The organism is Methylomonas sp. 2BW1-5-20, from assembly GCF_052474515.1.
Map to the genome: position 1 here is coordinate 2,773,289 of NZ_CP184127.1, position 12,462 is coordinate 2,785,750.

Sequence of the window (12,462 nt, forward strand, 5' to 3'; positions counted from 1 at the left end):
GGAGAGGGGAACGGGTATAGTCTTTACTTTTTATCGTCCTTAACTTCTTCAAATTCGGCATCGACCACGTTATGATCGTGCTCGGCGGCAGCTTCGGTCGCGCCAGCAGCATGTCCAGCCTCAGCACCGCCTTCCGCGCCTTTCTGTGCGTAAACACGTTCCGCCAATTTACCGGACAACTCGGTCAAGGCATGGGTTTTTGCTTCAATCGCGTCTTTATCGTCGGATTTGAGCACCGCTTGCAGGTCTTTGATCGCCGATTCGATGGCCGATTTTTCGTCACCGGATACTTGGTCACCCAATTCCTTCAACGATTTTTCGGTGGCGTGGATCATGCCTTCCGCAGAGTTGCGCGCCGAAACCAGTTCTTTCAGTTTCCGGTCTTCGTCTGCGTGCGCTTCTGCGTCCTTGATCATGCGCTCGACTTCGTCGTCTGACAAACCGCTGGAGGCTTTAATCACAATGGATTGTTTCTTGCCGGTGGCTTTGTCTTTCGCCGATACGTTCAAGATACCGTTGGCATCAATGTCGAACGATACTTCGATTTGCGGAATGCCGCGCGGTGCCGGCGGAATGTCCTGCAAGTCGAAACGGCCCAAGGATTTATTACCCGCCGCCACTTCCCGCTCGCCTTGCAACACGTGCACGGTCACTGCAGTTTGGTTATCATCCGCGGTCGAGAAGGTTTGCGAAGCATTAGTCGGGATCGTGGTGTTTTTCTCGATCAACTTGGTCATCACGCCGCCCAGGGTTTCGATACCCAGAGACAACGGAGTGACGTCCAGCAGCAGCACGTCTTTAACATCCCCGCCCAATACGCCAGCCTGAATCGCCGCACCCAATGCGACAGCTTCGTCCGGGTTAACGTCTTTACGCGGCTCTTTGTCGAACAAACTTTTTACGAAAGCTTGCACTTTCGGCATCCGAGTTTGACCGCCCACCAATATCACGTCGTTGATTTTAGAGGTCGAAATACCGGCATCCTTAATCGCTTGCAAGCAAGGGCCTTTGGTTCTTTCGATCAATTCGTCAACCAGCGACTCCAGTTTGGCGCGAGTCAATTTCACGTTCAAATGCTTAGGACCTGACGCATCGGCCGTGATGTAAGGCAGATTGATGTCGGTTTGCTCGGCTGACGACAATTCGATTTTGGCTTTTTCAGCCGCTTCTTTTAGGCGTTGCAGCGCCAATGGATCGTTGTGTAGATCAATGCCGGTATCGCGTTTAAACTCACCTGCCAAAAATTCGATAATGCGTAAATCGAAGTCTTCACCACCCAGAAAAGTATCGCCGTTGGTGGCCAATACTTCGAATTGGTGTTCGCCTTCGATTTCGGCGATTTCGATGATGGAAATATCGAAGGTACCGCCACCCAGGTCATAGACCGCGATGGTAGTGTCGCCTTTAGGCTTGTCCATTCCGAACGCCAATGCCGCAGCAGTCGGCTCATTGATGATACGTTTGACGTCCAAACCTGCGATACGGCCGGCGTCTTTAGTCGCTTGGCGTTGCGAGTCGTTGAAGTAAGCCGGTACGGTGATGACCGCTTCGGTGACTTCTTCACCCAAAAACGCTTCGGCGTCTTTTTTCAGCTTCATCAACACGCGTGATGATACTTCGGGCGGCGCCATTTTCTTGCCGTGACATTCCACCCAAGCATCGCCGTTGTTGGCTTCCATGATTTTGTAAGGCACCATTTTGATGTCTTTTTGCACCGCGTCTTCTTTAAAACGGCGGCCGATCAAACGCTTGATCGCAAACAAGGTGTTTTCAGGGTTGGTAACGGCCTGACGTTTGGCCGATTGACCGACCAACACTTCATTGTCCCCGGTGAAAGCGATGATGGAAGGCGTGGTGCGCGCGCCTTCGCTGTTTTCGATAACCCGCGCGGTGCCGTTTTCCAGTACTGCGACGCAGGAGTTAGTGGTTCCTAAATCGATGCCGATCATTTTGCCCATTGATATTCTCCAGACTTGAATTGGTAATAAATTAAAAAGTTGTTAGCGATATGCGGTTGATCGTATTAATTTCAAGCCTGCTCATCAATTTTTGCGCTATCCGCCGGTTTATCTTCGGCTTTGGCGACTACCACCATGGCCGGACGCAATAAACGGCCGTTCAATACATAACCTTTTTGGAATACGTTTAATATAGAATTCGGTTGCGCGGTAGCGCTAGGCTGCATCACCATCGCTTGATGCAATTCGGGATTGAATGGCTGACCGAGCGGATCGATGGTTTCGATATTGAATTTGGCGAACACCGATTCGAATTGTTTGATAGTCAATTCGCTGCCTTCTCGCAGTTTCACGATTTCGGGGCTATCGCCGGTTGCGGCTTGCAGGCCTAATTCCAGACTATCCAATACACTCAGCAATTCCTTGGCAAATTTAGCCAAGCCGTATTTGCGCTCGTCGTCCAAGTCTTTTTGCACGCGTTTTTTCAAGTTTTCCATCTCAGCCATGGTGCGGATGGCTTTATCTAGGTTGGCGGCGGCTTGTTGCTGAGCTTGTTCCAATTGTTCCTGCAAAGCTTCCACAGTGACCGTCGCGCCAGCGCCAGACGCTTCGCTAGGCTGTTCTTCGGCGTCGATAGGCTTGGTTTGCTCCAGGACTTCGGCGATCAATTCGCTATCCGACTGTTGTTCGTGGCTCGATTGCTGATGACTCATTACTTACTCCAGGGTTCTAAATTTTTAGGTTGGCCTAACGATAGGGCCATTTATTTGGGATTCAAGGCCGCGCCCAATAATTTTGCCGTCACGTCCACGAACGGAATGACTTTTTCATAGGCCATTCGGGTGGGGCCTATCACGCCCAACACCCCAACCACTTCGTCATTGACCGAATACGGCGCCGTTACCAGACTGCAATGATCGAATGCGCTGTAACCGGACTCTTCGCCGATAAAGATTTGTACGCCGTCGGCCTGCAGACATTGATCGAGTAAATGAATCACGCCGCGCTTTTGACTAAAAGCTTCGAACAGTTGTTTCAAGCGTTCCATGTCCGACAACTCCGAAAAACCCATTAAATTGGTCTCGCCGCTTAACACGTAATCGTCGTTGGGCTGCTGCGCGAAAGTCAGTTGCGCCATGCTCACCGCGTCTATCATGCCTTGATTGACCTGCCGCTGATCTTGCTCCATTTCTTTGATAATCAACTCGCGTATCTTGGCCAAACTACGCCCGGAAAATACCGAGTTCAGATAGTTTGCGGCCTGCTGCAACTCTGCAGGACTAAAGGGCTTTTGGGTGTGGATGATTTTGTTATGCACTTCCTCGCCGTCGGTGACGAAAATCACCAAGACTCGAGTGTTGGACATAGGCAAAAATTCGATATGCCGTAAGGTCGCAGTCTCCCGTCGCGGCAAGGTCACGACGCCGGCCATTTGCGTCACATCCGACAACAACTTGGAAGCCTTACTCAACACGTCGCTGGCTTTATCCGCCTGCCCTTGCAAGCCATGTTGCAATTGATCCAATTCGCTGGACGCCAAAGGCTTCACGGTTAATAAGCTGTCGACGAACAAACGATAGCCGCTTACCGTCGGCACTCGACCGGCCGAAGTATGCGGCGAATGGATCAAGCCCATTTCCTCCAGATCCGCCATCACATTACGGATACTGGCCGGACTGAGCTTAAGTTGCGGGTCTTTAGACAATAATCGCGACCCCACGGGCTGGCCGTCCTGGATGTAACGCTCAACCAAGGTTTTCAATAAATACAGCGATCTTTCGTTTAAATCTTGTCCGCCAGCCACGTCACCCCCCAATTTCGTTAGCACTCGATATTAGCGAGTGCCAGATAGCAAAGCTATCAGGTGGGTCCGGCATTGTCAACGCCGCGGTTTGTCTATTACCTAGCTAAACTGCGCGGGCAATCCCTTGGCGAGTATTTAGCCTGAGTATCGGAACAATTCCAGCCTAATTTTCAGTAACTTTCGCCGCGCATAAAAAAACCCCGTCAAGCCCTAAGGCTTGACGGGGTTTTGCGTTACGAACAATCTAACAAGCAGTACTACCTCAACGCATTACGCAAGTCCAAAATAAAACAGGTTACTTTTTTACCCTAACGCGCCGAAGGCTTTAATCTATTTATGCTCCCATTTGAGAGAAGGACAGCACGTAATAACTGTAGTAAACCACGGCGAAAAACAGCAGCACATTCAATAGCTTTTCAGTCCTGCTGTTTTGCTCTTGCTGATATTTTTTACCATTTTTCGTTCTCATTTGGCCCTCCTGTCGCATGAGTTACCTCAACATTAAGCAATGTAATAATTGTTTCGATGCGGAAATCGAAGACTAGCGATTATCGGCTCATACCGTTGCCTATCCATGCCCCGGCCGCCGCGCCGATGCCGGCCCCCAAGGGGTTGCCCTTGCTCATCTCGTAACCGGCCACACTCCCCAATGCACCGCCTACCAGACCCTGTGCCGATCTTTGGTCGTAACTGTTGTAACGCGACGCCGGCTGGGGTGCCGGCACGTATTGAACGACCCGTTCAACCTCGACATCCCGGCCATGTTGTCGATGATGCTTGTGATGTCCATGACCATCGGCCATGGCAAATGGCGCATGCAGCAGAAAAATTGCAACGATACTTGTCACTCTGAACATAAAAAGCCTGCTTTAGATAAAAGTTCTGAATTTATTCTAGAAGGCATTGTTTAAGTCTTGATTAGGAACAGATTAAGAACGGATGAAGAAGACGGCTTCTACCGACATATCGCTTATTTTTGTGAACTGTGCACGCAATGCCAACGCTGGAAACCCAATCAACCGCGCCCCCGGACGCTGGCTAACTTGCTAGCGTCCGAAATATATCGACGCCTAAAGCCCCAGCAACCCAGATCAGAAGCTATAAGAAATTTCCCCATATACTGTGCGCCCAGCCTGTTGGTAGAATGCCGAATACGCTCTATCCAACAAGTTATTCACCGAAAACGACAAATCGATATTCTTAGTAGCTTGGTAGGCAATCCGGGTATCAACCAGGAAATACGGATCGTAGCTGCCTGGCACCTTGGTGTATTGATCCAGATTTTGATCGTTAAAATAAGGCTGGCTGACGTAGCGGCCGATGATGCCACCGCTCCATTTGTCGTATTTTAAGTCCAATGCCCCACTAAACATGGTTTTCGGCAATTGCACCATTTGCTTACCGACGATCAGCGGGTTGGCGGTGTTTTCCTTAATTATCGAATCGTTCAAGGTGTAAGTGCCGTTAAAATGCAGCCAGTCCCAATAAAGTTTCTGCCGTAACTTCACTTCCACGCCTTCTACCTCGGCCTTGCCGGCGTTTTGCCGTTCGGTCAAGGTTTGCAACAAACCGGGAATCGGTATACCGCTTTTCGCGTAAATCAGATCGCTGATGTAATGATGAAAGTAGCTGACCGCAATCGTGGTGCCTTCGATAGGCGTGGCCTCACCACCCACTTCCCAGGAATGCATGGTTTCCGGCTTTAAGTTGGGATTCGGCTCTGTCAATACCGTTGAGGTTTGGGTATTACCGTACAACTCGAAATTGGTCGGCGGGCGGAAAGCCCAACCGGTGGAGGCAAACAATTTGTAGCCGTCGGCCGGCAGCCAGGTCAGGCTGAACTTCGGATTGAACTGTCCGACCGAACGCTCTTGATAGGTGCGGTTTACCGCCGGACTGGTACTTTGATTCAGACCCGAGGTCGACCAATCGTCATAACGCACTCCTATATGGGCAATCAAGTTGTGCAGAATCCACAACTCGTCCTGCAGATAAGCCGAATAGATGCTTGATTGACCCTTGCCCAGCGCGGTACGACTGCTGATCGAGTCCCAATTACGCCAATTGCCCAGAGCATAACGCGATTGGCCTTCCAGTTCGCTGTGGTTGGTGCCAAAACCGACAGTCAGAAAATTGCGCTGATCCCATAGAAACGGAAAGCGCAAGGCAACATTGCCGTCGATCCGGTTGCTGGGCGTCACCGTCAACTGGCCGCTGCCGCCGCTGAGCGAGTCCGATGCGACATTGGCGAACGGCGAATAGGTCTCGTGCTGCTGGTATTGGAAATCGATATTCAACTTCACATCATGACCGAAATCGTGTTTCAGATGCGTGAAATAACGCCGCGTGTCTTCTATCGACGGCAAAGAATGCAGGAATAATTGCTCGTAGACATTGTAGCGGCGGCCACCAATATTGATGTTGTTGCTGGGGTTGCCAGCGTTACCGATGCCTATCGCCAAGGGATTGCCGTTGCCGCGCGTTAAATAACTGTTATAGCTGCCGGTGTCGTTGGTTTCGCTGCGGCTCCAACTCATGCCGCCGTCGATTTGGGTATTGGGCGTCAGATCGTAATACAGATGCAAGGACGCATTATTTTGCTCCCAGGGACGCCGGCCCTTATCGCCGATCAGATATACCGGCGCGCCTTGGTTGTTGATGGTCGGCACCGCGCCAAACACCGGTATCGATGCACCGTTGGTGGCCGTGGTGCTGCGGGCCACCGTGACATAATCCGAAACCGCCCAGTTATCGCTGTCCATATGATTAAAGGTCAAGGAAATGCCCAGTCCGTTTTCGAAACGGTCCCGGTAACGGCCTTTGATGCCCCATTGATCGGCTGCCGCGCCGCCCGCACCGAACGACAAACGGCCCTCGCGTTTGGTCGGCACTTTGGAAATCACGTTCAATACTCCACCCATCGCCCCGCTGCCGTATAAGGCCGAGAAGGGGCCGGGCACGTATTCGACTTGCTGGGCGTCGTCCATGTTCAGAATATTCCAATCGACATTGCCGTTGCTGCCGGTATTAACCGGCAAGCCATCGATTAAATACAAGGAACGATTGGTGCCGCTCACCCCATGAAAACTGGATGAGGCCACACTGGAACCGGGAAAATTGGTACCGTAGGCGCTACCGCGCAAATAGACGCCGGGAATATCCTTCAACGCATCGCCGATACGTTGCGTCAGACGATTTTCGGTATTGTCGGCATTGATCACGCTGACATTGGCCGGGGCCATCGCCGCGCTCATTTCCGAGCGGGTGGCGGTAACTACCGTCGCACCCAGCGTGTCGCCGTTGCCGCCGGATTTATCGGTCGGCGAGTTTTCGGCTTGTTCCACGGCCGCTTGATCACTATCTTCCGCCAGGATTTGATTGCTATAGACCAGATTACTTAAGGCTAACAGCGTTATTAAAGGTAAACGAGACAACGTACTCCTCCTGTAATCGACCGCTAAACAAAGCGGTTTTTTATGGTTATGTTGGATTTATTTTTAATTTTTCTTACATCAAGAGCGGACTGCTTCTTGCACTTCGTCTATCAATGCGGCGCTGCACAAAAGCTCGAACAACCCGTCATCCCCGCAAAAGCCGGGATCCATACTTCTGACTTCCTGTGGACCCGCTTTCGCGGGAACCACAAAACCAGGCTGTTTCGAGCCGTCCCTAGGTTTTTTGCTTGCTCTGCTCCCAACTGCCACGCAGATAACCGGCAACAAACAACAGCAGGATCGCGAAGCCCAACCACCAGCTTTGCTCCGAACTCAACGATTGCTGCTCAGTACTGTCGCTGGCGGTTTTCTTCTCTTCCATCTCATAGCCTTCCAAAGGCTTGGCAGCATCCGGCGCGGTTTGCGCTTGAGACTGAGCTGGCGGCTGTTGGGTTTGCTGCTGGGCCTGACTCGGCTGAGGCTGAATCGGTTGTGCAGTTGCCGCCGGCTGCATTTGCACACCCGGCGCTGCTGCTTTGGCGGCTTTAACCGCGCCCTGATGCTCGGCCAGCTTGACGATTTCCGGGCTGCTGCACGTATCCTTGTTACAGGCCACGCCGGCCTTGGCGATGACTTCCTTGTTAACCTGTTCCAGCTTGGCTTTCACGGCCGGATTGGCTTTCCAGTAACCTTTGTTCACAGCCACCAACATTCGATCCACCATGGCTTGATAGGCCAACAGGTTGTCGGCCTGCTCGAACTTGTTTTGGATGTCCAGCTGGTATTTGTCCTCGACATAGGTCTCGTACATGGCTTGCCATTTCTCGGCGCCGACCGCTTCCGGCACCGTCACCTGCCAGCCCCACAGGTTTTCCGCCACCATATTGATGAAGCGTGCTCCGGCATAGCCTTCTTTCAACATCGACTCTATCCATTTCGGATTCAGGTAGCGGCTCTGCATTTCCCGGCCCTGGTAGCGCTCCAGGCTCATGGTCTTGGCGGCGGTCGGGTCGGCCAGATCGGCAACCAACACCTCCGGGGTCTTGCCGTTGACCTGCCTTGCCGCCATTGCAGTACCGCCCAGATATTGAAAGAAATCGTCGCCGTCCAACGAGGCGTAGACATTGCTGGAACGGCTATGGATCACCGCGTCGGTGTCTTTCAACGACAACTTGAACAAGTCCACCGCCAGCGCCGCATCCTTGCTGGCCGCTTCGCCCCAATGCCCGCGGCCGTATACGTGGTGCATGCGATTGAAGAACACGTCGGCCAGTTGCTTTTCGTCGCTCCAGGTGTTGGACAGCGGAATCGCCCGGTCCAGATTGGTGCCGTAGGCACCGGACGGTACGCTGAACAAACGGGCTGAGGCCATATCCAGCGCTTCCTCCGGTTTCAAACCCCGTTTGACCAATTCGGCCTGAGTTTCTTTGATATGCCGACGCAGCGGATTATCCGGCTCGTCCTGTTCCTGAGCCTTGGTTTCGGCTTGATCCAGCAATTTGATGACCGACGCGAACAAGTCGCGGTAGAGGCCGGACGGGATTATGGTGACGTCCACCCGAGGCCGGCCCAGCTTGTCGCGGGCGATCACATCCACGCCCTGAGTGCGGCCGCGCTCGTCCCAATGCGGTTTCACGCCGAGCAGATGCATGATCTCTGCTTCCATCACGCCCTCGTGGCGCGAGCTTTCCACGCCCCACAAATTAAATACCAGGCGTTCCGGGTAATGACCGTGCTGTTTTTTGAAGTCATTGACCACTTGCTCGGCCAAGCGCGCACCTTCGTTGTAAACCGCTTCGCTGGGTATCCGCGACGAATCGAAGCCGTATAAATCCTTACCTGTCGGCAAGGCGTCCGGATTACGCAGCGGATCGCCGCCGCTGCCGGCCGGGATGTAGCGGCCGGCCAAGGCATCGATCAGCGCGTTCATTTCCGCATTCGCGCTATCGGCGATCAATTTGGCCGTAGCCTGGATTTTTTGTTTAAGCGCTTCGCCTTTCAGCTTGGGATCGCGGGCAACAATGGCTTCGGCGAAACGTTGCCTAGCCGCTTCGCCCGGTGCTTTGCCGAAGGTGTGTAAACCCATCGGCACTTTTTTCTCGCGGATTTCCTTCAGATAGTGTTCCAGCTCTTCCAACTGGTCGCCAGTTTCGGCCCTCTCCATTTTTAGGTCCTTCAACAAACCGGCCTTGCCGGCAATCTGATTGATCTCATCCAATCTGATCTTCGCCAGTTGCTCGCTCTTTTGAGCCGCGACGTTGTAGTCGTCCAGCAAGCCGGCCAATTTGGCCAATTCCGGATTCAGATCGGCTTTATCCAGCGGCGGCGTCATGTGGGAAATAATCGTCGCCATCGCCCGGCGCTTGGCCTGCAAGGCTTCGCCGACGTCATCCATGATGTAGGGATAAATCTGTGGCGCATCGGCCATCAAAATCTCGCCCGGATCGGCGGCGCTGAAACCGACTTCCTTACCGGACAACCATTCGTGAGTAGCGTGCGTACCCAGGTGAATCATCGCGTCGGCGCCAAAACCTTTTTGCAGCCACAAGTAGAACGCCACATATTGATGGTGTGGCGGCATGGTCACGTCGTGGTAGAGTTTTTTGACGTCCTGCTCCCAGCCGCGCGACGGTTGCGGTGCCAGCAACAAGTTGCCGTATTGCAAAGCCGGCAGGATCAAAAAACGCTGGCCTTTGTTGTCGGTCCAGGCGCCGATTTTGCTGTCTTCCGGTTTGCCCCAAGACTTGAGCATGGCGGCTTTAAACGTCTCCGGCAGCATGTCAAACCATTTTTGATATTCGGCAATCGGCAACAACACCGCGCGGCCACTGGCGGCGGCTTCGGCAATCACGCCCGGCTCCCTGTTGCCCAGGTTGGTGCCGTGGTTCTTCACGGCGGCTTTCAACGCTTGGCCGTCGGTGGGCGCATCGCCTAATTGATAACCTTCCTGACGCAAACGGCCCATGATCTGCAACAGCGATTCCGGCAATACGTTCAAATACGAGGCGCCGATGTTTTCCTTGCCGGGCGGGTAGTTGTAGTACAGCAGGGCGACTTTCTTGTCGGCATTGGCGGTACTGCGCAATTTCGCCCACTTGTCCAGGCGATCGGCGTAGCGGGCGACGCGTTCCGGTATCGGCACTTCGCGGACGAAATCCTGACCAGTGGCCTGGTCGTGCACGCTTTCCTTGCTGGCGACCACGGTCGGCGCTATTTCACCGGCAAATTCCGGTAAGGCTACTTGCCAGGCCCGTTCCATCACATCCAGTCCGGTGGCCGATTCGGTCCATTGCGACCGGCTTTGGCTGTTCAAGGCAATACCATTCAGTACAGGCACCCCCAAACGCGTCAGAGTCGGCACGGTTTTCTCCGGGCTGGCACCGATTTTTAAAGCCAACGCGGCGATAGCTTCAACGCGTGATTTGCCGTTGCCGTCGACCAGCATTTTTTCCAGAGTTTTGTCGTAGGGATAACCGAACGCCGGCAGCACGTTGTAGCCCTTGGCTTCCAGTTGTTCGGCCAGCATTTTGACCGTGTCGGTCTGACCGGACAAAGCCGAAGAACGGTAGAACAAAATCGCGATCCACGGCTGGCCTGGCTTATAGCCTGCATAAGCCTTTTGGTAACTGTCGAAATCGGCAAACAGTTGTTTGCTGCGCACGTCGAAGGCGCCGATTTCGGGTTGAGCCTGCGGCGGCGCGATCTCTGCTTGTAGGTTTTTGAACTTAGCGACAGCCAGACGAATCATGTTGGCGGCATTGTCGGCCCCGCCGGCCGACATATAGGCTTGCAGCTGTTTGTCCAGTTGCAGACCGTAATCGGCGAAGTCGGCGTCGTAACTGAGACCTACCGCATAAAGCCGGCCACCGTTAGCGGCGATCTGTTTGAACAGCTCGCCGCCTTCGCGCAGAATGCCGCGGCCGGTAATCTGCGCCAGTACCAGGTTGGATTTTTGTAACGCGGATTGGTCGGCTTGCGCCAGTTTGGAGCTGGAATAAACCCGGATGATTACATCCTTCAATAATGGATCGTTTTGAATTTTGGCGGTGGCTTCGACAGCGGTTTGCGAATCCAAATCGCCCAAAATCAGGCTCAGGTTTATCGGTCCTGATTCCGCTTGCGCCAGACTACTCGCCAGCCATAGCCAGACAAACAGTATTAAGCCGAGGTGTTTATTCGGGCACATAAACCACCTTGCCGTCGTTCAATCGATACGCTGTACCCAAGCGCTCGCCGGAGCCGCTGAGCTTACGGTCGGTCACTTTGGAAACCTTGATTTGCGAGCCTTTCTTGCTGACGATTTCCATCGTGCCGTCGGCATTTTCTTTGGTCATTGTCACCGTCGATTCCGGGTTCATCAGATCCAGCATGTTGTAGGCCATAAACAAGGCCACCATCATGCTGACGATGAACACCACGCTGGCGTCGAACAGGTTGGCGACGCCGGCAATCGGGTCTTCCAACGGCTCGCTGTTACGATGCAGATTAGAGCGTCTCAGATAGCGCATGGCCGTCCTCCGCGATTGCCAAATCCTGTGCATCCAACACCCTACTGGCGGCCAGTTCGGCTTGATGCCGCATCGCCGCAAAATCGGCGCGCAGCCACTGCTCTCTGACCAGCGCCACCAAATAGGTAATCACGCCGCAGCCCAAACCGGTCACCGTCGCGGTAAACGCGGTGACCATGCTGCCGGCCATACTCGGAATATTGCCTTGCGCCAAGGCGGCCAGGGAAATACCCATCGGAATCAAGGTACCCATCAAACCCAGCGCAGGCCCCAACTTAATGACGAAACGTACCTGATCCAGTTTGATCAGTTGCCGGTGTTCATGGGTTTGCAACAACAGTTCCAGCTCGACATCCAGCGGCGCGGCATTGGCGCGTTGCTGGCGACCCAGAGCAACGGCCAGATCGAGATTGAACAGGCGCACGGCACGCGATCCCGCCTTACGCCGCTCCAGCCATTCCTGTAACAGCCGGCCGCAGACGTAAACCGAATACGCGGCCAGCAAGGTGACGATCAGTAATACAGGCAGGTACAGCGAGGACGAAATCATGTACAAAATTTGTTCTAGCGTATGGGTAAGTTCCACGGCCTTCCTCCTATGTAAAAATTATTGTTGTTTTATAAAAAAGCTTTATTGCTCAATCGCTTATTCGAGTAAGGCTTGCCGCTTTATCTAAACGACAGGCAATAGCTATCCGCGGCTCGAAAGAATCGTTTTTTTCGGTTAAGGATTGAATCCAGCCCGCTTGGGCCAGACT

9 protein-coding genes are annotated in these 12,462 nt (G+C 53.4%); all 9 read right to left on the minus strand.

Going from position 1 to position 12,462, the window contains the following annotated elements:
• Nucleotides 1-23: 23 nt before the first annotated feature.
• Nucleotides 24-1,958 (minus strand): molecular chaperone DnaK, encoded by a 1,935-nt coding sequence (gene dnaK, locus ACH50O_RS12690; RefSeq protein WP_446808159.1) that lies wholly within the window; start codon nt 1,956-1,958, stop codon nt 24-26.
• A 71-nt stretch (nt 1,959-2,029) separates the two neighbouring features.
• Complete coding sequence (gene grpE / locus ACH50O_RS12695) at nt 2,030-2,671, minus strand: nucleotide exchange factor GrpE (RefSeq protein ID WP_446808160.1); 642 nt, start codon at nt 2,669-2,671, stop codon at nt 2,030-2,032.
• 50 nt (nt 2,672-2,721) lie between these two features.
• Nucleotides 2,722-3,762 (minus strand): heat-inducible transcriptional repressor HrcA, encoded by a 1,041-nt coding sequence (hrcA, locus tag ACH50O_RS12700; protein ID WP_446808161.1) that lies wholly within the window; start codon nt 3,760-3,762, stop codon nt 2,722-2,724.
• A gap of 334 nt (nt 3,763-4,096) precedes the next feature.
• Nucleotides 4,097-4,231, minus strand: coding sequence for a hypothetical protein (locus ACH50O_RS12705; RefSeq protein ID WP_446808162.1), 135 nt, complete (start codon nt 4,229-4,231; stop codon nt 4,097-4,099).
• Between the two features lie 79 nt (nt 4,232-4,310).
• Complete coding sequence (locus ACH50O_RS12710) at nt 4,311-4,619, minus strand: glycine zipper 2TM domain-containing protein (RefSeq protein WP_446808163.1); 309 nt, start codon at nt 4,617-4,619, stop codon at nt 4,311-4,313.
• Between the two features lie 234 nt (nt 4,620-4,853).
• On the minus strand, nt 4,854-7,196 hold the full coding sequence (locus tag ACH50O_RS12715) for a TonB-dependent receptor (RefSeq protein WP_446808164.1): 2,343 nt from the start codon (nt 7,194-7,196) through the stop codon (nt 4,854-4,856).
• 235 nt (nt 7,197-7,431) lie between these two features.
• A complete protein-coding gene (locus tag ACH50O_RS12720) occupies nt 7,432-11,382 on the minus strand; it encodes a cobaltochelatase subunit CobN (protein WP_446808165.1) in 3,951 nt (1,316 codons plus the stop codon).
• Complete coding sequence (locus ACH50O_RS12725) at nt 11,369-11,704, minus strand: DUF2149 domain-containing protein (RefSeq protein ID WP_036278116.1); 336 nt, start codon at nt 11,702-11,704, stop codon at nt 11,369-11,371. Before ACH50O_RS12725 ends, ACH50O_RS12720 begins: the two co-directional genes overlap by 14 nt.
• Nucleotides 11,682-12,290 carry a MotA/TolQ/ExbB proton channel family protein gene (locus ACH50O_RS12730; protein ID WP_446808166.1) on the minus strand — a complete coding sequence of 203 codons (609 nt, stop codon included), beginning with the start codon at nt 12,288-12,290 and terminating at the stop codon, nt 11,682-11,684. Before ACH50O_RS12730 ends, ACH50O_RS12725 begins: the two co-directional genes overlap by 23 nt.
• Nucleotides 12,291-12,462 lie beyond the last annotated feature (172 nt).

What these genes read in the sequence shown, in the direction of transcription:
- ACH50O_RS12710 (WP_446808163.1), bottom strand. Translation starts at nt 4,619, where the DNA reads ATGTTCAGAGTGACAAGTATCGTTGCAATTTTTCTGCTGCATGCGCCA.
- ACH50O_RS12725 (WP_036278116.1), bottom strand. Translation starts at nt 11,704, where the DNA reads ATGCGCTATCTGAGACGCTCTAATCTGCATCGTAACAGCGAGCCGTTG.
- dnaK (WP_446808159.1), bottom strand. Translation starts at nt 1,958, where the DNA reads ATGGGCAAAATGATCGGCATCGATTTAGGAACCACTAACTCCTGCGTC.
- ACH50O_RS12720 (WP_446808165.1), bottom strand. Translation starts at nt 11,382, where the DNA reads ATGTGCCCGAATAAACACCTCGGCTTAATACTGTTTGTCTGGCTATGG.
- grpE (WP_446808160.1), bottom strand. Translation starts at nt 2,671, where the DNA reads ATGAGTCATCAGCAATCGAGCCACGAACAACAGTCGGATAGCGAATTG.
- ACH50O_RS12705 (WP_446808162.1), bottom strand. Translation starts at nt 4,231, where the DNA reads ATGAGAACGAAAAATGGTAAAAAATATCAGCAAGAGCAAAACAGCAGG.